Origin of the sequence: Delftia sp. Cs1-4, from assembly GCF_000214395.1 — a bacterium.
Lineage (GTDB): Bacteria > Pseudomonadota > Gammaproteobacteria > Burkholderiales > Burkholderiaceae_C > Comamonas > Comamonas acidovorans.
This window is the reverse complement of the sequence record NC_015563.1, coordinates 689,343-710,166: the sequence shown is the minus strand read 5'-3', so window position 1 is coordinate 710,166 and position 20,824 is coordinate 689,343. Positions and strand designations below refer to the sequence as shown.

Here is a 20,824-nt window from a genome sequence, read left to right as displayed (position 1 = left end):
GGGCGCCCTACGTCGCGCCGGCCAGCCTGCGCAGCTTGATGAAGGCCAGCGCCGCCATCACGGCGTCGTTGAGCGCGTCGTGGGCCTCGCGCTGCGGCAGGCCCAGGTCGGCCATCAGCGTGGCAAAGCGCAGGTCGATCTCGGGCGCCTGCTGCTGCCAGGGCAGCAGCTGCCGGAAGCGGTGGTCGTAGTACAGGGCCGAGACCTCGATGCGCTCGTTGGGCAGGCCTGTGCCCAGCCAGGGGCGCAGCACGCGCTCGATCATGGCCACGTCGAATTCCAGGTAGTAGCCGACCAGCGGGCGGCTGCCGATGAAGCGCAGCAGCTGCGCCAGCGCGTCCTCGATGGCCAGGCCCCGGGCCAGGTCCCGCTCGCGCAGGCGGTGGATGCGCACGCTGTCGCCGGGCACGCTGCGCGAGGGGCGCACCAGCAGCTCCAGGCGCTCGCTGGACAGGATGCGCTCGCCCACGATGCGCACGGCGCCGATGGAGATGATCTCGTCGCAGCGCACATCCAGGCCCGTGGTCTCGCAGTCCAGCGCTACCCATTCGCCGGGCGGCGGCGCGTCGAAGAGAAAGGCATAGGCGGGGTCCGCCAGCCTGCGCCGCTGCCAGTTGCGCCGCAGGCCCGCCACCCAGCGCTGCAAGGGCGCCGCGCTCATACGGCGTCCAGCCGCAGGCGCTGGCGCAGCAGTTCGCGGAAGCGCCGCACCACGGCCAGCGTGTCCTTGAGCAGGTCGCGCTCCAGGCTGCTCAGGCGAGCCGGGTCCACATGGCCGGTGACGGGGCGGCCCAGGTCGATCTCGGCCAGTCCCGCCTGCAGGCGCAGGCCCATGAGGAAATGCAGGCCCTGGAGCAGCTCCTGGCCCTGGGCGCCGTCGAGCACGCCCTTGTCCACCAGGGCCGCGATGCGCTCGGCCGTGCCGGTGGCGGCGATGCGCTGGGACAGCGCCAGGCTGCGCACGCCATGCACGATGGGGAAGATGCCGGCCTTCTTGAGGTGCACGGGCGCGCCCTCGCCGCCGCGCCCCAGCAGCCGCTCCCACCAGCTGCCCGGCTCGTGCGCGAAGGCGTCGACGGCCGAGGCGAAGCGCGCCACCTGGGCATCGCTGTCCAGGGCCAGCGCCATCAGGTCGCGCCGCACCGTGGCCAGCAGCGCGGCATCGCCCGCCACGGCATGGGCGTCCAGGAAGATCGCCAGGTGCATGAGGCCCTCAGGGCCGGGAAGGATCAGCCATTCGCGCACCTGCCTGCCGAAGCTGGCCACCGTGCCGCGCCATTGCGGATTGCTGAGCATGATGCCGCCCGGGCATTCGGGGTAGCCGAAGCGCTGCAGCTGCGCGGAAAAGCGCGCGCAGATGGCGTCGAGGTCCTGGGGCGGCGCATAGCCGTCGCGCAGCAGCAGGCCGTTGTCCTGGTCGGTCTTGAGCAATTGCTCGCCGCGCCCCTCGCTGCCCATGACGAAGAGGCAGCTGTGGGCCACCAGGTCCGGCGGCGCCAGCATCTGCCAGGCACGCTCGAACAGGCGGGCATTGAGCTGCTGCACCAGCCGCGCCATCAGGGCTACCCGCGTGCCGCCCCGGTGCAGGGCGGCCACCAGGCGCGTGATCTGGGCGGCCGCCTGCTCCAGCGCCTGCAGGTCGGCAGCCTGCTCGATCTGCACGGTGATCAGGTGGGAGTGGTTGGCCAGAAAGCTGAACAGGTCCAGCGCCTCCAGGATGCCCAGCACCTGGCCCTGTGCATCGAGCACGGCCAGCCGGTGCACGCGGGCGCGCAGCAGCACGACCAGGGCATCGCCCAGCTGGTCGTCGGCGCGCACGGTGAACACGGGCTGGCTGGCGAACTCGCCCACGGCCAGCCGCTCCAGCGGGCGGCCGTCAAGGATGGCGCGCTGCAGCGTGGTGCCCGTGAAGATGCCCAGGCCGCCCTGCGGCAGTCCCGAGACCAGCACGCTGGTCGTGCGCTCGGCATGGAACAGGCGCACCACGGAGACGATGTCGGTGGCCGCATCCACCACATGGGCGGCACGCAGATAGGCCTGGTCCACGCGCGCCAGCGTCAGCGACTGCAATTCGTGCCGGTCGGCGCGCTGGGCCAATGTGCCCAGCTTGTGGCCCAGGTCGGAGAACAGCAGGGCGCCAAAGGCCGTGTTGCGCGCGATCAGCTCGCCCACGGTTTCGCGCGCAAGCTGGTAGGCGATGAGTTCCTCGGCCACGGTGAAGCGGCTGCCCGTGCGGCCGGCCACCAGGGCGCGGCCGTCGAAGCTGTCGTCGGGGCCGTAGCTGGCCAGCACCTCGTCGCCCTCGGTCTGCACCACATGGCCCTTGATGATGACGAAGAGGTGGGTGGGCGCCGAGCCGGCGTCCAGCACCACGGCGCCCTCGGGGAAGTAGGCGATGTCCACGCCATCGCGCACCAGCGCCTGTTCGTCGGGCGTGAGGCAGTCGAAGGGCGAGGCGGCGAAGTTGAAGGCGTTGGGCATGGGGCGGGGCCGTTGTTCCAGCCCCGCCATTCAAACCTTCAGGCCTTGCTCCACGCTTGCAGCCGCGTCCCAGCCGCTGTCGAACCAGCTGTCGCCCTCCAGGTAGGCGCGCAGCATGGGCAGGCTGTCCAGGCCCCAGAAGAGGCGGCCATCGACCTCCCACGCCGGCACGCCGAACAGGCCTTGCGCGGCGGCGGCGTCGGTGTTCTCGCGCAGCAGGCGCTTGGCGTTGTCCGCCGCATCCGTGCGCAGCTGCGGCGCCAGCGTGGCGCGCAGTGCATCGAGCCGCGCGGGGTCCAGCGCGTCGGCGCCGCCCAGCCAGACATGGCGCAGCACGGCGTCCGCCACAAAGCGGTTGATGCTGCCGTCATCGCTGCACTCCAGCGCCAGGCGCAGCAGCGGCAGCGGGTTGAACGGATGGCGGGCCGGCATGTCCAGCCCCACGCCCGTGGCATGGCCCAGCCAGCTCACATGGCGGTAGGTCCATTCGCGCTTGCCCGCGATGCCGGCCGGTCCCGGGTTGGCGTGGCGCTGGAGCAGCGCGCCCAGCAGCACGGGGCGGTACTGCATGTGGTGGCTGATGCCCTGCAGCGCCTGCGGCAGTTGCGCGAACGCCAGCCAGGCATAGGGCGAGATGAAGTCGAGATGGAAGGTGATCTGCTTCATGGCGGGTGCGTCGTGATGGGGGTCTAGGGTGCGGTGGCCGCGATGCCTGCGCGCTCCAGCAGCGCGTTCCAGATCGCCAGGCGCTGCGGCGCATCGGACTTGGACCAGGCGCGGATCTCGTCGATGGTGCGAAAGCACCCTTCACAATGGCTGCGGTCGGGCGTCATGCGGCAGACCGAGATGCAGGGCGAGAGCACGGGCTCCTCTTCGGCACGCGGAGCGTATGCGGCGCGGGCCTTCTGGGCCAGCATTTCCTTGGGGCCCATCATGCCGCCACCTCCTGCACCACGTCGGCCCAGGGCGCGCCGGCCAGCAGTTGCAGCGCGGCCGGCGTGGCCGCGAACACCGCATGCGGATGGCCGGCGGCCGCCCAGACGGTGTCGAAACGCTGCAGCTCCCGGTCCACCAGGGTCACGGGCGTGTTGGCATGGGCCACGGGGCTGACGCCGCCGATGGAAAAGCCCGTCTGTGCCTTGACGAAATCGGCGTCGGCACGGCCCACGGGGCCGACCAGGGCGGCGACCTTTTTCTCGTCCACGCGGCGGTCGCCCGAGGCCACGACCAGCACGGCCACGCCGTCACTGCGGCGGCGGAAGATGATGCTCTTGGCCACCTGGCCCACGAGGATCCCCAGCTGGTCGGCCGCCTCCTGGGCCGTGCGCGCGGCGCCGTCCAGCATGCGCGGTCCGTCGCCGTGGCCGGCCTGCTGCAGGAAGGCCGCCACGCGCTGCACGCCTTCGGGAAGATGGTGGAGTTCAGATCCGCACATGCTCACACCGCCTCGCATGCAGCCGCGCTGGCGCGCTTGGTGAGCAGTGCCTTGGCCACGCGCGACTGCGTGGGTCGGCCCAGGTGGTCGCTGATGAACTGGCCGGCATCAATCAGCTTGTCCAGGTCGATGCCGGTCTCTATGCCCATGCCCTGCAGCATGTAGACCACGTCCTCCGTGGCCACATTGCCCGTGGCGCCCTTGGCGTAGGGGCAGCCGCCCAGGCCCGCCACCGAGGTGTCGAACTGCCACACGCCCAGCGACAGCGCGGCCAGCGTGTTGGACACGGCCTGGCCGTAGGTGTCGTGGAAGTGGCCCGAGACATCGTCGATGGCGAAGTGCTGCAGCGTGGCCTCGATGGCCTTGCGCACCTTGACGGGCGTGCCCACGCCGATGGTGTCGGCCACGCCCACATGCTGCACGCCGATGCCCTTCATGAGGCCGGCCAGGTAGGCCACGCGCTCGGGGGCGATCTCGCCTTCGTAGGGGCAGCCCACGGTGCAGCTCATGGCGCCGCGCACGTAGATGCCCTGGGCGCGTGCGGCCTCGGCCACGGGGGCGAAGCGCTCGATGCTTTCGGCAATGGAGCAGTTGATGTTCTTCTGGCTGAAGGCCTCGCTGGCTGCGCCGAAGACCACGATCTCGTCGGGCCACAGTTCGCGCGGCGCCGACAGCGCGGCCTCCAGGCCCTTCATGTTGGGCGTGAGCACGCTGTAGCGCACGCCGGGGCTGCGGACGATGCCGGCCATGACTTCGGCGTTGTCGGCCATCTGCGGCACCCATTTGGGGCTGACGTAGCTGGTGACCTCGATTTCCTTGAGGCCGGCTTCCTGCAGGCGGTGCACCAGCTCGATCTTGACGGCGGCGGGCACGGGCTGTTTTTCATTCTGCAGGCCGTCGCGGGGGCCTACATCGACGAGTTTGACGCGGGAAGGAATGCTCATGGGGTGTTCTCACCGGGATGACGGGTACGGCCCCTATTGTCCAGGCTTGCAGGCCCGGGCACCACCCCATATCCTGCCGGGCCATGCACAACGGCTGCCAGCGCCCCCTTCAGCCCGGCAGGGCCGCCATTTCCTCGCGCAGCATCTCCACCATGCGCGCGGCAGCCGGCGACAGGCGGCGGCCGCTCAGGCGCACCAGGCCGATGGGGCGGCGCAGCACCGGCCGTGCCAGCGGGCGAGCCACCACCTCCGGCCGCTGCACCACCTGCGCGGCCAGCAGCGGCAGCGCGCTCACGCCCAGATCGGCAGCCACCATGGCCGCGATGGTGGCCAGGTGCTCCACGGCGTACTGGGGCGCAAAGCGTATGCCGTGGGTCAGCAGGGCCTCGTCGGCGTACTGCCGCACGCTGGTGCCGGCCGGCATGGAGATGTGGGGCAGATGGGCCACGTCGGCCCAGCCCAGATCGCCGCGCCCGCGCGCCAGCGCATGGCCGCGGCCCAGCAGCAGCACGAAGCGGTCGGAGGCCAGCGGCAGGTAGTCCAGGTCGGCATAGGCGGGGTTGGCCGCCGTGAGCGCAAAGTCCACGCGGCCCGCGCGCACCATGTCGAAGGCCGGCCCGGCCAGGCTGTCGAACAGCTCCAGATGCACGCCCGGATGCTCGGCCGCGAAGCGCGCCAGCACGCGGGGCAGCAGGCCCGCGGCCAGCGAAGGCAGGGCCGCCAGCGCCAGCCGGCCCACCTGCACCTGGGCCACCTCCTGCACGCGGCGCACGGTCTCGTCCATCTGGTGGCGCAGGATGCGCGCCTGCTCGGCGAAGACCTCGCCGGCCTGTGTCAGTTCCACGGCGCGCGTGGTGCGCTCGAACAGGCGCGCGCCCAGCATCTCTTCCAGCCGCGCCAGCGTGCCCGAGACGGCCGACTGCGACAGGTGCATCTGCAGCGCCGTGCGCCGAAAGCTCAGCGAATCGGCCAGCGCCAGAAAGACATCAACCTCGCGGGCCGACCAATTGATCTTCATGGCCGATCAGTTTATCGAAAAATGCGTCTTTACCGTTCAATGACGGCTGCCTAGACTGCGCCTCGAATCCATGAAATCAGCAGGAGACAGCATGCACAGCAGTTCGCCGCGCAACGCGCGCACGGTGGTCGTCGGGGGAGGCACCATGGGTGCCGATGTGGCCGTGGTCCTGGCCCGGGGCGGTGCCCTGGTGACCGTGGTCGACCCCGGCGCGGCACGGCGCGAGCTGCTGCTGCAGCACATTGCCATCGAGCTGGCCACGGCCGGCTTTGCCCGGTGCGCGTCCCAGGTCTCGGTCTGCGCGGCGCTGGAGGATGTGGCCTGGGACGGCGTGGCCCTGGTGGTGGAATGCATCACCGAGCGGCTGGATGCCAAGCAGGCGCTGTTCGCCGAACTTGAGGCGCATGCGCCGGCCGACGCCGTGCTGGCTAGCAACAGCTCGGGCTTTCCCATCAGCGCCATCGCCAGCGGCCTGCCCACGGCGCAGCGCATGCTGGGCCTGCACTTCTTCATGCCCGCCCATTTGGTGCCACTGGTGGAAGTGGTGCTGGGCGAGCGCAGCGACCCGGCCCTGGGCCAGTGGCTGCACGCCTTCATGCGCGGCTGCGGCAGCGTGCCGGTGCTGGTGAAGAAGGACAAGCCCGGCTTTCTGGCCAACCGCATGCAGCACGCGCTGTCGCGCGAGGCCTTCGCCCTCATCGACGAGGGCATTGCCTCGCCCGAGGACGTGGATGCCGCCGTGCGCTTCGGCTTCGGCTTCCGCTTCCTGGCGGCCGGCCCCGTGCTGCAGCGCGACCATGCGGGCATCGAGGTGCACTGCGCGGCCGCCGCCACCATGTACCCCACGCTGTCCAACACCGATGTGCCGGCCCAGGCCCTGCGCGATCGCGTGGCGCGCGGCGATCTGGGCATGAAGACCGGCAAGGGCTTCTTCGACTGGCCCGAAGAGCGCCGCCTGGCCGAGCGTGCACGCTACGACGCGCTGCTGCGCCAGGGCCTGGCCCTGCTGGCCAGCGAGCTGCCGGTGCCGGAGCAGGCACAGGACACGCCATGAGCACGCCGGTCCCCACGTCAACCACGTCGCCCACGTCAACCGCGTCGCAGTGGAGCGACCCGCTGATCGTCACCGTGGCCCCCAACGGCGCCTACAAGCAGCCGGCCGACCACCGAGCCCTGCCGATCACACCGCAGGCGCTGGCCGCCACGGCACGCGCCTGCCTGGATGCCGGCGCGGCCATGATCCACATGCACATCCGCGACGCCCAGGGGCGCCACAGCCTGGATGTGGACGGCTACCGCGAAGCCTGGCGCGTGGTGCGCGAGGCCGTGGGCACGGACATGGTGGTGCAGATCACCAGCGAGGCGGCCGGCGTCTACCGCGCGCCCGAGCAGATCGCCATGGTGCAGGCGCTGCGGCCCGAGGCCGTCTCCATCGGCCTGCGCGAGATCGACCAGCCCGAGATCGGCGATGCGGGACTGGCGCACTTTTTCACGGGCCTGGTGCGCGACCAGGTCATGGTGCAGGTCATCCTCTACGACGTGGCCGACCTGCGCCGCTGGCAGGCGCTGCGCGCCCAGGGCGTGGTGCCCGAGGCGCCCTGGTTCCTGCTCTTCGTGCTGGGCCGCTACAGCGCGGGCCAGACCTCGCGGCCGCAGGACCTGCTGCCCTTTCTTGCGGCGCATGACGGCGGCGAGCCCTGGGCCGTGTGCGCCTTCGGCGCCACGGAAAACACCTGCATCGCGGCAGCCGCCGCCTTCGGAGGCCATGCGCGCGTGGGCTTCGAGAACAACCTGCTGACGCGGGACGGCCACACCGCGCCCGACAACGCCGCCCTGGTCCGCCAGGCCGTGGTGTCCGCCCAGGCGCTGGGCCGCCCCCTGGCCACGGCCGACGACATACGCCGGCGCTTCACACCGGGCTGAGCACCAGGCGCCTTACAGGCCCATAAGCCCATAAGCCCATAAGCCGATAAGCCGATAGGCCCATGAGCCCGCACAAGACGGGCCTTCCATTCCAACCACAGGCAGGAGACACAACCATGCAACAGCCCACCCACGGCACGCGGCGTGACGCCATCGCCAAAATCAAGGCAGCCACCGCATTCACGGCGCTTCCCCTGGCCTTCATGGCCCTGGGCCTGGCGGGCCAGGCCTCGGCCCAGACCCCGTCGCCGGCGTTCCCCAGCAAGACCATTCGCTTCGTCGTGCCCTACCCGCCCGGCGGCCCCACCGACCTGATGGCACGCATGCTGCAGCCCGAGCTGCAGCAGCGCCTGGGCGTGACCGTCATCGTGGAGAACAAGAGCGGCGCGGGCGGCAACCTGGGCAGCGCCGAGGTGGCCCGCCAGGCACCGGCCGACGGCCACACCCTGCTGCTGGCCGCCAGCGGCCCCATGGCCGTGAATTCCTCGCTGTACAAGAGCATGCCCTTCAACCCGCTCAAGGACCTGGAGCCCGTGGTGCAGCTGTCGGCCTTCCCGCTGGTGTTGGAGGTCCATCCCTCGCTGGGCGTCAAGACCGTGGCCGAGCTGCTGGCGCTGGCCAAAACGGGCAAGACACTGAGCTTTGCCTCGGCCGGCAATGGCACGCCCCAGCACCTGGCGGGCGAGCTGTTCAACTCCATGGAGCAGGTCAAGCTGGGCCATGTCCCCTACCGGGGTGCGGGACCGGCACTCAACGACCTGATCGGCGGCCAGGTGGGCGTGATGTTCGACATCGTGGGCAGCTCGCTGCAGCACATCCAGGGCGGGCGCCTTATCCCGCTGGCCGTCACCTCGGCCGAGCGCACCAAGGTGCTGCCCGATGTGCCCACCATGGCCCAGGCCGGCGTGCCCGGCTACCAGATCACGGGCTGGCATGGCATTGCCGTGCGCGCGGGCACGCCGCCCGCCGCCATCGACAAACTCAATTCCACGGTCAACGCCATCTTCAAGGACCCGGCCTTCCGCACGCGCTGGGAGGCCATAGGCACGCCGGCCGTGGGCGGCACGGCGGCCGAATTCGGTGCCTTGATCAAGAGCGACTCCCAGCGCCTGGGTGCCCTGGTGCGCAGCACCGGCGTGACGCTGGACTGAGCGCGCCCGTCAGTAGCCGCGCCGCAGGTCCACGCGGCCGCTCACGGCCTCGCCCCGGCTCAGCGCCGCGACCTTGCCCACGATCTGCTCCACGCTGTCGCGCGCCAGGGTGCGCGCCGAGGTGTGGGGTGTGAGCGTGATGCGCGGATGCCGCCAGAAGGCATGGCCGTCGGGCAGCGGCTCGGTGCGGAACACGTCGAGCAACGCGCCGGACACATGGCCCCCGTCGATGGCGGCGATGAGGTCCTCGTCCGCCACATGGCCGCCGCGTCCCACGTTGATCACATAGGCGCCCGGCTGCAGCAGGGCGAGGCTGCGCGCGTCGATGATGCTGTCGGTCTCGGGCGTCAGCGGCAGCAGGTTGACGAGGATGCGGGTGGCGCGCAGAAAGGCGTCGAAGTCCTGCGGGCCGCAGAAGCCCCGCACGCCGTCGATGGCATGCGGCGTACGGCTCCAGCCGTTGACGGGGAAATCGAACACCGTCAGCGCGCGCGCCACGCGCTCGCCCATGCGGCCCAGCCCCATGACGCCCACGGGGTAGTCCACGCGCCGAGGATTGGGCCGGTGCTGCCACAGGCCGGCGGCCATGTCGGCCTCGTAGCCGTCCAGGCCCCGGAAGAAGCGGATCACGGCCTGGCTGACATATTCGGCCATCTGCACGGCCATGCCGGCGTCCTCCAGGCGGTAGACGGGAAGCCCGGCCGGCAGGCGCAGCGGCAGCAGCGCATCGACACCCGCACCGATGTTGAACACGGCCTTGAGGCCGGGCTGCTCGTCGATGAAGCGCTGGGGTGGCGCCCAGACCAGGGCGTAGTCGGCCTGCGGCGCGCCCGGCGACCAGATGTCCACCTCGGCGCCCGGCAGGGCCGCGCGCAGTCCTTGCAGCCAGGCGTCGGGCCTGGTGTCTTCGCAGCAGAAAGTCACTCGCATAGGTGGCCAAGCCTAACGGCCTGGCGACGCCCACGCGCGACTTTTGCGCAAAACTGTCTTGCCTGCGGGCTCAGCTTTCCAGGCGCAGCAGCTCGGAGCCTTCGGTCACCTGGTCGCCGGGCGCATACAGCAGCTCGGCCACCACGCCGTCGCCGGGCGCGGCGATGGTGTGCTCCATCTTCATGGCCTCCATCACGGCCAGCGGCTGGCCCTTGCTGACCTTGTCGCCGGCCTTGACGGCAAAGGAGACCACCTTGCCCGGCATGGGCGCCGTCAGGCGGCCGCCTTCGGACTGCACCTCGCCCGCATGGGCCAGCGGATCGGCCAGGCCCAGCACGGCTGCGCCCTGGGGGGCGAACACATGGCATTGCTCGCCCAGCACATGGACCTGGGCGCGCAGGCGTTGGCCCGCGAACTGCACCTCGAAGGCGCCGTCCCCGGCCTGTTGCCAGGACAGCAGGCCCTCGGCGAGGGACTCGCCCTCGCCCACGGCCAGTTGCAGCGCGCCGTCATGCAGGTAGCGCAGGCGCGCGGGCACGGCGGCCTCGCCCTGGCGGAAGTCCCAGCGCCGCTCGGCCACGCCGTGCGAGCGCCAGCCGTCGCGGCGGCTGAAGGGGTCGGCGGTTTCCTGCGCGCGCTCGGCCTGCAGCACCTGGGCCACGGCGGCGGCCACGGCCTGGGCCTGCGGCAGGCGCTGCTGGTGGAACAGATGCTGCTTCTCGCGCTCGATCAGCGCCGTGTCCAGCTTGGCGGTTGCAAAGGCATCGCTGGCGATGACCAGGCGCAGGAACTGCACATTGGTGGCCAGGCCCACGATGCGTGTCTCGGCCAGGGCGGCATCGAGCCGCGCCAGCGCCTGTTCGCGCGTGTCGCCATGCACGATGAGCTTGGCGATCATGGAGTCGTAGAAGGGGCTGATGGCATCGCCCTCGCGCACGCCGTCGTCCACGCGCACGTCGCCGACACGGAAGCTGGCGCAGTCGGGCTTGCGGTAGACATGCAGGGTGCCGGTGGCGGGCAGGAAGCCGTTGTCGGGGTTTTCGGCGCAGATGCGCGCCTCGATGGCATGGCCGGTGATGCGCAGCTCGTCCTGGCGCTTGGGCAGGGGCAGGCCGCTGGCCACGCGCAGCTGCCAGTCCACCAGATCCTCGCCCGTGATGGCCTCGGTCACCGGGTGCTCGACCTGCAGGCGGGTGTTCATTTCCATGAAGTAGAACTTCATGGCCTCGGGCTGGTCGTAGCCGCCGGGCTGCTCGACGATGAATTCCACCGTGCCCGCGCCCACGTAGTTCACGGCCTGGGCGGCGGCCACGGCGGCCTCGCCCATCTTCTGGCGCAGCGCAGGCGTCATGCCGGGCGCGGGGGACTCCTCCAGCACCTTCTGGTGGCGGCGCTGCACCGAGCAGTCGCGCTCGAACAGGTAGACGCAGTTGCCCTGGGTGTCGCCAAAGACCTGGATCTCGATATGGCGCGGGCGCAGCACGTATTTCTCGACCAGCACGGCATCGTCGCCGAAGCTGTTGATGGCCTCGCGCTGGCAGCTGGCCAGGGCGGCTGCGAAGTCCTCGCTGCGCTCGACCAGGCGCATGCCCTTGCCGCCGCCGCCGGCGCTGGCCTTGATCAGCACCGGGTAGCCGATGCGGTCGGCCTCGCGCTGCAGCAGCTGCGGGTCCTGGTCGGCCCCGTGGTAGCCGGGCACCAGGGGCACGCCGGCCTTTTCCATGAGCTGCTTGGAGGCTGCCTTCAGGCCCATGGCGCGGATGGCCGAGGGCGGCGGGCCGATGAAGACCAGGCCGGCATCGGCGCAGGCCTGGGCGAATTCCTCGTTCTCGCTGAGAAAGCCGTAGCCGGGGTGGATGGCCTGGGCGCCCGTGGCCTTGGCGGCTTCCAGGATGCGCTCCCAGCGCAGATAGCTGTCCTTGGGCGCGCTGCCGCCGATGTGCACGGCCTCGTCGCAGGCCTGCACATGCTTGGCGCGGGCATCGGCGTCCGAGTACACGGCCACGGTGCGCACGCCCATGCGGCGGGCGGAAGCCGCGACGCGGCAGGCGATTTCACCGCGATTGGCGATCAGGATCTTCTTGAACATGCGTTATCTCCAGTGTTTTCTCTGCAGCCCCGGTCATTCGGCGACCGGCGGCTATGGTTTTTGATTCATCGCGGGAGACCCGCCCAACAGCGAGCGCAGGCGCTGCACCACGGCCTTGAGAAAGCGCCACAGCGCCCAGGTCAGCAGCCACAGGGCGATGACCACGACCAGCAGCACGGCGGCGAAGGCCAGCGGATGCGTGAGCGCCAGCCAGATCGCGCCCACCGAGGCACCATCCTCCACCAGGCTCGCGCCCACGTTGGAAAACGGCTCGGGCGAAGTGTTGATGGCCGCGCGCGCCGTGCTCTTGGCCACCTGGCTGGACAGGGCCAGCGAGCCGCCCATCAGGGCCGCCATGGTGGCCATGGTCGCGCTGTCCGCACCGAAGACGCCGGCCGCCAGCGCCGCGCCCGCCGGGATGCGGATCACGCTTTGCAGCAGGTCCCAGACCGAGTCCACGCCGGGGATCTTGTCGGCGAAGAACTCCACGAACAGCAGCGCGCCGCTGGCGAACAGCAGGGCCGGATGCTCCAGCACATGCAGCCCGCCCGGCAGCGCCACCCAGCCCAGCGCCCCCAGCAGCCCGGTCACGAAGACCACGGCGTAGAGCCTAAAGCCGCTGGCCCAGCCCAGTGCGGCGGCCAGCGCCAGCAGGCCGGCCATGTCCATGCCGCTGGTGGCCTGGCCCACGCGCTCGGCCACTTCGCCAGCCGCCTCGGTGACCGTGTGGTGCACGGCCGGGCCCGGGTACAGGCCCACGGACTGCAGCCACTGGACGAGGGAGTCGGTCAGGGTGCTCATGGTGTTGGCTCGGCGTTGGCTCGGCGTTGCTCGGTGGTGGCGCGATGAATGGGCAGCCCGCGCGTGTCAGGCCAGCCAGGCCGGCTTGCGCTTTTGCAGGAAGGCCTGCACGCCCTCCTTGCCCTCGGCGCTGGCGCGGATGTCGGCGATGCCTTCGACGGTGGCGGCGATCAGCTGCTCGTTGATCTCGCGCTCGGCCACGTCGATCACCAGGCGCTTGCAGGCGCGGGCGGCGGCGGGACCGGCGCTGACCAGGTGCTTGAGCAGGCCGTCCACGGCGTTGTCCAGCTCGTCGGCCGCCACCACGCGGTGCACGAAGCCGATGCGCAGCGCCTCGGCCGCGTCGAAGCGCTCACCGGTCAGGAAGTAGCGGTGGGCGGCGCGCGCGCCCATGGCGCGGATCACGTAGGGGCTGATGGTGGCGGGGATCAGGCCGATTTTCACCTCGGACAGGCAAAAGCCCGCACCCTCGGCGGCCACGGCCATGTCGCAGGCAGCGACCAGGCCCATGCCGCCCGCATAGACATCGCCCTGCACGCGCGCGATGGTGGGCTGCGGGCATTCGTAGATCACGCGCAGCATTTCGGCCAGCAGGCCGGCGTCCTCGCGGTTTTCGTCGCGCGAGTAGTCGGCCATGCGGCGCATCCAGTTGAGGTTGGCGCCTGCGCAAAAGGCCGGGCCCTCGGCGGCCAGCACCACGGCGCGCACGTCGCTGCGCTTGCCCACGGAGTGGAAGGCCTGGGTGATGTCGGCGATGACCTCGTCGCTGAAGGCATTGCGCACTTCGGGCTGGGTCAGCGTGATGGTGGCCAGGGGGCCCTGGAATTCGAGGGTCAGTGCGGTGGTTTTCATGAAGTACCTCGCTGCAAGGAAAGGGGGGCCGCCGTCACATGCGGAACACGCCGAAGCGCGTGTCCTCTATGGGAGCGTTGCGCGTGGCCGCCAGGCCCAGCGCCAGCACGCGGCGCGTGTCGGCGGGGTCGATGACGCCATCGTCCCACAGGCGCGCCGTCGCGTAATAGGGGTGGCCCTGATCCTCGTACTGCTGGCGGATGGGGGCCTTGAAGGCCTCTTCCTCCTCGGCCGTCCACTGGCCGCCCTTGGCCTCGATGCCGTCGCGCTTGACGGTGGCCAGCACGCTGGCCGCCTGCTCGCCGCCCATGACCGAGATGCGCGCGTTGGGCCACATCCACAGGAAGCGCGGCGAGTAGGCGCGGCCGCACATGCCGTAGTTGCCCGCGCCGAAGGAGCCGCCGATGATGATGGTGAACTTCGGCACGGCCGCCGTGGCCACGGCCGTGACCAGCTTGGCGCCGTGGCGGGCAATGCCTTCGTTCTCGTACTTGCGGCCCACCATGAAACCCGTGATGTTCTGCAGGAAGACCAGCGGGATCTTGCGCTGGCAGCACAGCTCGATGAAGTGCGCGCCCTTGACCGCCGATTCGCTGAACAGGATGCCGTTGTTGGCGATGATGCCCACCTGCATGCCCTCGATGCGCGCAAAGCCGCAGACCAGGGTGGCGCCGAAGCGGGCCTTGAACTCGTCGAAGCGGCTGCCGTCCACCACGCGGGCGATGATCTCGCGCACATCGAAGGGCTTGCGCGTGTCCACGGGGATCACGCCGTACAGCTCGCCGCCGTCGAACAGCGGCGCCTCGGGGGGCAGGTCGCCAGCCGAAGGCTGCTTGGCATGGTTGAGGTTGGCCACGGACTGGCGCGCCAGCGCCAGCGCGTGGGTGTCGTTGTGGGCCAGGTGGTCGGCCACGCCCGACAGGCGCGTGTGCACGTCGCCGCCGCCCAGGTCCTCGGCGCTGACCACCTCGCCCGTGGCGGCCTTCACCAGCGGCGGGCCGCCCAGGAAGATAGTGCCCTGGTTCTTGACGATGATGGACTCGTCGCTCATGGCCGGCACATAGGCGCCGCCGGCCGTGCACGAGCCCATGACCACGGCGATCTGGGCAATGCCCTCGGCGCTCATGTTGGCCTGGTTGAAGAAGATGCGGCCGAAGTGCTCGCGGTCGGGAAACACATCGTCCTGGTTGGGCAGGTTGGCGCCGCCCGAGTCCACCAGGTAGATGCAGGGCAGCCGGTTCTGCGCGGCGATCTCCTGGGCGCGCAGGTGCTTCTTCACCGTCATCGGGTAGTAGGTGCCGCCCTTCACTGTGGCGTCGTTGCACACGATCATGCAGTCCACGCCGCTGACGCGGCCGATGCCGGCGATCAGGCCCGCGCCGGGCGCATCGTTGCGGTACATGTTGAGCGCGGCCAGCGGGGCGATCTCCAGGAAGGGCGTGCCCGGGTCCAGCAGCATGGCCACGCGATCGCGCGGCAGCAGCTTGCCGCGCGCCACGTGCTTGGCGCGCGCGGCCTCGCCGCCGCCATCGGCGACCTTGGCCACCTGGGCCTGCAGGTCTTCGACCACGGCGCGCATGGCGGCGGCATTGGCCAGGAAGTCCGCCGAACGCGGATTGAGTTGGGTGCCCAGAATGCTCATGTGTGGCCTCTTCTTGTGTTTGCCCGATGCGGGCGCTTGGTTTTTTCGAATGTGCTGCAAAGAACGGCGGCCCGGGCTGGGGAAAATGCCGTATGCACACCGTTGAAATCGTCTTGCTCGTTTTGCTGCTGGGGGCACTGACCGGCATTGCCGCGCGCTATGTGCGCGCCATCCCGCTGCCGCTGATACAGATCGCCCTGGGAGCGCTGATCGCCTGGCCGCAAAAGGGCCTGCACATCGCCTTCGATCCCGAGCTGTTCCTGCTGCTGTTCATCCCGCCGCTGCTGTTCGCCGACGGCTGGCGCATCCCCAAGCGCGAGTTCTTTTCGCTGTACCGCCCCATCCTGCGCCTGGCGCTGGGCCTGGTGCTGTTCACGGTGGTGGGGCTGGGCTGGCTGATCCACTGGCTGGTGCCCGGCATGCCGCTGACCGTGGCCTTCGCGCTGGCCGCCGTGGTCTCGCCCACCGATGCCGTGGCCGTCTCGGCCATCACGCGCAACCTGGGCATGCCCGAGAAGACCATGCACATCCTCGAAGGCGAGTCCCTGCTCAACGATGCCTCGGGCCTGGTGGCGCTGAAGTTCGCCATTGCCGCCACGCTGACCGGCCTGTTCTCGTGGACCGAGGTGGCCAAGGAATTCATGTGGATGGCCCTGGGCGGCCTGGGCGTGGGCACGCTGATCGGCTGGGGCTTTTCCTATGCGCGCAGCACCATCACGCGCCGCCTGGGCGACGTGGCGGCCACGCAGATGGTGCTGCTGCTGATCCTGCTGCCCTTCGCCGCCTACATCGTGGGCGAAAAGATCGGCGTGTCGGGCATCCTGTCGGCCGTGGCCGCGGGCATTGCCACCAACTTCGCCGACCTGGAGCGCAGCAGCTACATCAGCGAGCGGCTGCAGACCGAGGGCACCTGGAGCATGGTGGAAGCCTCGTTCAACGGCGCCATCTTCCTGCTGCTGGGCCTGCAGCTGCCCTCCATCATCGGCGTGACGCTGCACGATGCGGGCAGCGAATGGTGGGTGCTGGTGGGCTATGTGGTGATCATCTCCAGCGCGCTGCTGCTGATGCGCTGGATCTGGCTGACCCTGGGCGTGCAGCGCAGCCTGGCTCGCGCCCACTTCCAGGGAAAGATGGCCGAGCGCCCTTCCCACCTGCTGAACCTGGCCACCACCATGGCCGGCATACGCGGCGCCGTGACGCTGGCCGGCGCGCTGTCCGTGCCCATGCTGCTGAACAACGGCCAGCCCTTTCCGGGCCGCGAGATGCTGATCTTCCTGGCCACCGGCACCATCTTGTTCACCCTGGTGCTGGGCAGCATCGCGCTGCCGCTGATCCTGCGCCGCATGCCCCAGCCCGGCGAATCGCCCACGGTGCGCGAGGAGCGCCTGGCGCGCGTGGCCGCCTGCCAGTCCGCCATTGGCGGGCTGACGCTGAGCGAGGAAGAGATCCAGGGCCACACGCCCGAATGGGTGGCCATGCACCAGGAGGTCATGGGCCACCTGACGCAGGAGTACCGCAACCGCGTCCAGCTGCTGGACGACGGCAGCGGCACGGCCTCCAGCATCGAGATCCAGCGCGAGGCGCCCGAAGTCGTGCGCCAGCGCAAGCTGCGCTACCTGCTGGAGATCGAGCTGCGCCTGCGCTGCATCCACCAGGAGCGCGACGCGCTCTACGCCGAGCGCCAGGCCCACCGCATCAACGACGAGTCGCTGCGCCGCCTGGTCAGCGAGCTGGACATGCAGGAGATCTCGCTGCGCAAGCGCCTGGTGGTGGCGCGCCGCGCTGCCGCCTCGGCCGTGGCCGCGCCCGAGGGCGGCACGCACTAGGCGGCACGCGGTGGACAGCTGGCGGCAGCGCATGAAAGCAGCCCTCAGGCGGTCCTGGCCGGGCGAAGATCCAGCATGGCGATCATCTCGTCGCGGATCTTGAACTTCTGGATCTTGCCGGTCACCGTCATCGGGAAGGCCTCGACGAAGCGGATGTAGCGCGGCACCTTGTAGTGGGCGATCTGGCCCTTGCAGAAGTCGCGCACGCCGTCTTCGGTCAGCGCCTGGCCGGGCTTGACGATGATCCAGGCGCACAGCTCCTCGCCGTAGCGCGCGTCGGGCACGCCGACGACCTGCACGTCCTGCACCTGCGGGTGGCGGTAGAGGAATTCCTCGATCTCGCGCGGGTAGATGTTCTCGCCGCCGCGGATCACCATGTCCTTGATGCGGCCGACGATGTTCACGTAGCCCTGCTCATCCATGGTGGCCAGGTCGCCCGTGTGCATCCAGGCCTCGTCGTCGATGGCCTCGCGCGTGCGGGCCTCGTCCCCCCAGTAGCCGTGCATGACCGAGTAGCCGCGCGTGCACAGCTCGCCCGAGACGCCGGGCGCCACCACCTCGCCCGTAGCCGGGTCGACGATCTTCACCTCCAGGTGCGGCTGCACCTTGCCCACGGTGGACACGCGGCGCTGAAGCGGCGTGTCGGCATCGCTCTGGCAGCTGACAGGGCTGGTCTCGGTCATGCCGTAGGCGATGGTGATCTCGGACAGGTGCATGTCGCTGACCACGCGCTTCATCACCTCGATGGGGCAGGGCGAGCCGGCCATGATGCCGGTGCGCAGCGTGCTCAGGTCGAACTCCTTGAAGCGCGGGTGGTCCAGCTCGGCGATGAACATCGTGGGCACGCCGTGCAGGCCCGTGCAGCGCTCGGCCTGCACGGTCTCCAGCACCAGCAGCGGATCGAATCCGTCATTCGGGTAGACGATGGCCGAGCCATGCGTGAAACAGGCCAGATTGCCCAGCACCATGCCGAAGCAGTGGTACAGCGGCACGGGAATGCACAGCCGGTCCTCGGGCGTCAGCCGCATGCACTCGCCGATGAAAAAGCCGTTGTTCAGGATGTTGCGGTGGGTCAGCGTGGCGCCCTTGGGAAAGCCCGTCGTGCCGCTGGTGAACTGGATGTTGATGGGGTCGGTGTTCTTGAGCGTGGCGGCCACGGTGTCGATGCGCGCATCCTGCGCATCACCGCGGGCCAGCAGGCTGGAAAAGCGCAGCATGCCGGGCTGCTCTTCGCCCTGCCCTGCCACGTCGATCCAGACCACGCTGCGCAGCTGGGGCAGGCGCGCGCAATGCAGGCGGCCGGGCTCGGCCGTGGCCAGCTCGGGGGCCAGTTCGCGCAGCATGCCCAGGTAGTCGCTGGTCTTGAACTGCGCCATGGTCACCAGCGCCTTGCAGCCGACCTTGTTGAGCGCGTACTCCACCTCGGAGGTGCGGTAGGCCGGGTTGATGTTGACCAGCACCAGGCCGACCTGGGCCGTGGCCAGCTGCATCAACACCCATTCGGCGTTGTTGTGCGACCAGATGCCGACGCGGTCGCCCTTGTCCAGCCCCAGGCCCAGCAGCGCGCTGGCCAGGCGGCGCGCCTCGGTGTGCAGGCCGGCATAGCTGTAGCGCAGGCCCTGGTGGCGGCTGACCAGGGCCTCGCGATCTGGCTGGCGGGCCGCCATGTCGGCAAAGAAATCGCCGATGGTCTGCTCGATCAGCGGCACATCGGTGCGGCCTTGGGCATGGCTGGAAGCGAGCGGGGCGTTCTGGGCGGGCATGCGTTGTCTCCTGTGTCGTCGGCGGCGCCTGGGACGGGCAAATGCAGTGGCCTGCCCCGTCACGGCAGCTATTGCGTGGCAGCATAAGGGCCAACCCCGAGCAGAACAGGCCACGAAGGTTGCAATAATTGCCAGCATGTTCACCCCCTCGCTGGTCAAGACCCCCCTGCCCCAGGCGGCCGCCACCATGGCCTCCGCACACCCTGCAGTCACGCCCATGGCCTTTGTGCAGGCCATTATGCTGGCCTACGAACGCCGGGGCATCAGCGCCCTGTCCGCCCTGGAGAAGGCACAAATCGCGCCAGACTCCGTCAAAGAGCGCAACGAGTGCATCACGGCGCTGCAGATGGAGGCACTGTCCGATGCCGCCATGCGCGAACTCGACGACGAGGCCCTGGGCTGGTTCTCCCGGCGCCTGCCCTGGGGCAGCTACGGCATGCTGGCACGCGCCAGCATGGGCAGCGAGCAGCTGGGCCTGGCGCTGGCGCGCTGGTGCCGCCACCATGGCCTGCTGGCCGATGACATCCGGCTCACGCTGACGCAGGAAGACGGCTTGGCCACGCTGGCCATCGAGGAGCTGTCCGCGCTGGGCGCCATGCGCGAGTTCTGCCTGCTGTCGGTGCTGCGCAATATCCACGGCCTGGCCAGCTGGTTCATCGATGAGCCGCTGCCGCTGCGGCGCGCCTGCTTTCCCTTCGATCCCCCGCCGCATGCGGGCGTGTATGCGCTGCTGTTCCCGCCGGGCGAGGTGGAGTTTGGCGCGGCCCGGGCCTGCCTCCAGTTCGACGCGCGTTTTCTGGATATGCCGCTGACGCGCGACGAGCCTGCGCTGCAGCGCATGCTGCAGCGCGCCCTGCCGCTGCAGGTGCGCCCCTACCGGCGCGAGCGCCAGCTGGTGCAGCGCGTGCGCCAGCTGCTGGCGGCCGACGCCGAATGCCTGCAGACGGCCGACACGCTGGCGCGCCAGCTGCACCTGTCCCAGCGCAGCCTGCATCGCCAGCTCAAGGAAGAAGGCGCCTCGCTGCAGGCGCTCAAGGACGAGGTGCGGCGCGAGCGTGCCGTGGCCCTGCTGCTGCGCACCAGCCGGCCCATCAAGCGCATCGCCCAGTCCTGCGGCTTTCTCAACGACAAGAGCTTCATCCGCGCCTTCCGGCTGTGGACGGGGCTGTCGCCTTCCGAATTCCGCAAGAGCGCGCGAGCCCGGCCCGAGTGAGGGCCGCGCGCATCCTGGCGCGATTTGCATCCTGCGCGACAGCCGCCGTCCGCGCATCTGGCCTAGGCTTTGCGCATGCACCATCTCCACCACTGCGTCAGCGCGCGCTCCTTCCGCGCGCTGTGGATGCTCGAAGAATTGCAGCTTCCCTACACGCTGCACATGCTGCCGTTTCCGCCGCGCGTGCTGCAGCGCAGCTACCTGGAGCTCAACCCGCTGGGCACGGTGCCGCTGCTGCGCCACGGCGAGGCCAGGCTGACCGAGTCAGCCGCCATCTGCGAATACCTGGCCGCCCTGCACCCCGGGGCGGGCCTGTCCGTGCAGCCGCAGGAGGCGGGCTTTGCCGCCTACCTCAACTGGCTGCACATGAGCGATGCCACGCTGACCTTCCCGCAGACCCTGGTGCTGCGCTATGCGCACTTCGAGCCGGCCGAACGGCGCCAGCCCCAGGTGGCCCAGGACTACCAGCGCTGGTTCCTCGCGCGGCTGCGCGCCGTGGAGCAGGCCGTGGAACAGCGCGACTGGCTCACGGCAGACCGCTTCACCGCTGCCGACGTGGCTGTGGGCTATGCGCTGATGCTGTCGGCGCACCTGGAGATGGAGCCGCAATGGGGGCCTGCCACCCAGGCCTACTGGCAGCGCCTGCAGCAGCGGCCCGCCTTCCAGCGGGCGCTGCAGGCCGAGCAGCAGGCCGCGCGTGCGCAGGCCGTGGACGAGACGCCTTCGCCGCGGCTGCGCTAGGGCCGGCTCAAGCCC

The 20,824-nt window shown here is 70.1% G+C and carries 19 protein-coding genes; 6 read left to right on the top strand and 13 right to left on the bottom strand.

Translation table 11 applies throughout. The annotated features are described in order from the left end of the window. Positions 1-7: 7 nt before the first annotated feature. From DELCS14_RS03200 to DELCS14_RS03170, 7 genes are all read right to left on the bottom strand, one after another. On the bottom strand, positions 8-661 hold the full coding sequence (locus DELCS14_RS03200) for a 3'-5' exonuclease (protein ID WP_013800406.1): 654 nt from the start codon (positions 659-661) through the stop codon (positions 8-10). After that, on the bottom strand, positions 658-2,511 hold the full coding sequence (locus DELCS14_RS03195; RefSeq protein ID WP_013800405.1) for a DUF294 nucleotidyltransferase-like domain-containing protein: 1,854 nt from the start codon (positions 2,509-2,511) through the stop codon (positions 658-660). The genes DELCS14_RS03200 and DELCS14_RS03195 overlap by 4 nt, the downstream gene beginning before the upstream one ends. Then, positions 2,512-3,147: a DsbA family protein gene (locus DELCS14_RS03190; protein ID WP_013800404.1), complete on the bottom strand. Its 636-nt coding sequence runs from the start codon at positions 3,145-3,147 to the stop codon at positions 2,512-2,514. A gap of 23 nt (positions 3,148-3,170) precedes the next feature. After that, entirely contained in the window at positions 3,171-3,413 is a 243-nt protein-coding gene (locus DELCS14_RS03185) for a DUF1289 domain-containing protein (protein ID WP_049801477.1), read from the bottom strand. Further along, positions 3,413-3,916 (bottom strand): YbaK/EbsC family protein, encoded by a 504-nt coding sequence (locus DELCS14_RS03180; RefSeq protein ID WP_013800403.1) that lies wholly within the window; start codon positions 3,914-3,916, stop codon positions 3,413-3,415. Before DELCS14_RS03180 ends, DELCS14_RS03185 begins: the two co-directional genes overlap by 1 nt. Positions 3,917-3,918: 2 nt before the next feature. Next, the gene (locus DELCS14_RS03175) at positions 3,919-4,860 is read right to left on the bottom strand and encodes a hydroxymethylglutaryl-CoA lyase (RefSeq protein ID WP_013800402.1); all 942 of its coding nucleotides are present in this window, start codon (positions 4,858-4,860) and stop codon (positions 3,919-3,921) included. A 109-nt stretch (positions 4,861-4,969) separates the two neighbouring features. Next, entirely contained in the window at positions 4,970-5,878 is a 909-nt protein-coding gene (locus tag DELCS14_RS03170; protein ID WP_012207762.1) for a LysR family transcriptional regulator, read from the bottom strand. Positions 5,879-5,969: 91 nt separating this feature from the next. On the opposite strand from DELCS14_RS03170, the gene DELCS14_RS03165 reads away from it, so the two are divergent. From DELCS14_RS03165 to DELCS14_RS03155, 3 genes are all read left to right on the top strand, one after another. Then, entirely contained in the window at positions 5,970-6,932 is a 963-nt protein-coding gene (locus DELCS14_RS03165) for a 3-hydroxyacyl-CoA dehydrogenase NAD-binding domain-containing protein (RefSeq protein ID WP_013800401.1), read from the top strand. Continuing rightward, entirely contained in the window at positions 6,929-7,801 is an 873-nt protein-coding gene (locus tag DELCS14_RS03160; RefSeq protein WP_013800400.1) for a 3-keto-5-aminohexanoate cleavage protein, read from the top strand. Before DELCS14_RS03165 ends, DELCS14_RS03160 begins: the two co-directional genes overlap by 4 nt. Before the next feature lie 116 nt (positions 7,802-7,917). Further along, positions 7,918-8,952 (top strand): tripartite tricarboxylate transporter substrate binding protein, encoded by a 1,035-nt coding sequence (locus tag DELCS14_RS03155; RefSeq protein WP_013800399.1) that lies wholly within the window; start codon positions 7,918-7,920, stop codon positions 8,950-8,952. Between the two features lie 9 nt (positions 8,953-8,961). On the opposite strand, the gene DELCS14_RS03150 is transcribed toward DELCS14_RS03155, so the two are convergent. The 5 genes from DELCS14_RS03150 to DELCS14_RS03130 form a co-directional block, all read right to left on the bottom strand. Then, positions 8,962-9,882, bottom strand: coding sequence for a glyoxylate/hydroxypyruvate reductase A (locus DELCS14_RS03150; RefSeq protein WP_013800398.1), 921 nt, complete (start codon positions 9,880-9,882; stop codon positions 8,962-8,964). A gap of 70 nt (positions 9,883-9,952) precedes the next feature. Then, on the bottom strand, positions 9,953-11,971 hold the full coding sequence (locus DELCS14_RS03145) for an acetyl/propionyl/methylcrotonyl-CoA carboxylase subunit alpha (RefSeq protein WP_013800397.1): 2,019 nt from the start codon (positions 11,969-11,971) through the stop codon (positions 9,953-9,955). Between the two features lie 51 nt (positions 11,972-12,022). Next, positions 12,023-12,772 carry a DUF4126 domain-containing protein gene (locus DELCS14_RS03140; protein WP_013800396.1) on the bottom strand — a complete coding sequence of 250 codons (750 nt, stop codon included), beginning with the start codon at positions 12,770-12,772 and terminating at the stop codon, positions 12,023-12,025. A gap of 66 nt (positions 12,773-12,838) precedes the next feature. Continuing rightward, positions 12,839-13,624 (bottom strand): enoyl-CoA hydratase/isomerase family protein, encoded by a 786-nt coding sequence (locus DELCS14_RS03135; RefSeq protein ID WP_012207769.1) that lies wholly within the window; start codon positions 13,622-13,624, stop codon positions 12,839-12,841. A 34-nt stretch (positions 13,625-13,658) separates the two neighbouring features. Beyond that, the gene (locus DELCS14_RS03130; protein ID WP_013800395.1) at positions 13,659-15,266 is read right to left on the bottom strand and encodes a carboxyl transferase domain-containing protein; all 1,608 of its coding nucleotides are present in this window, start codon (positions 15,264-15,266) and stop codon (positions 13,659-13,661) included. Between the two features lie 92 nt (positions 15,267-15,358). Between DELCS14_RS03130 and DELCS14_RS03125 the strand changes: the two genes are divergently transcribed. Continuing rightward, a complete protein-coding gene (locus DELCS14_RS03125) occupies positions 15,359-17,092 on the top strand; it encodes a Na+/H+ antiporter (protein ID WP_013800394.1) in 1,734 nt (577 codons plus the stop codon). A 44-nt stretch (positions 17,093-17,136) separates the two neighbouring features. Here DELCS14_RS03125 and DELCS14_RS03120 read toward each other — a convergent pair whose 3' ends face one another. After that, on the bottom strand, positions 17,137-18,855 hold the full coding sequence (locus DELCS14_RS03120; RefSeq protein ID WP_013800393.1) for an AMP-binding protein: 1,719 nt from the start codon (positions 18,853-18,855) through the stop codon (positions 17,137-17,139). A gap of 136 nt (positions 18,856-18,991) precedes the next feature. Between DELCS14_RS03120 and DELCS14_RS03115 the strand changes: the two genes are divergently transcribed. Together DELCS14_RS03115 and DELCS14_RS03110 are read left to right on the top strand one after the other, a co-directional pair. Beyond that, positions 18,992-20,068: an AraC family transcriptional regulator gene (locus DELCS14_RS03115; RefSeq protein ID WP_013800392.1), complete on the top strand. Its 1,077-nt coding sequence runs from the start codon at positions 18,992-18,994 to the stop codon at positions 20,066-20,068. Between the two features lie 75 nt (positions 20,069-20,143). Next, on the top strand, positions 20,144-20,809 hold the full coding sequence (locus tag DELCS14_RS03110; protein WP_013800391.1) for a glutathione S-transferase family protein: 666 nt from the start codon (positions 20,144-20,146) through the stop codon (positions 20,807-20,809). Positions 20,810-20,824 lie beyond the last annotated feature (15 nt).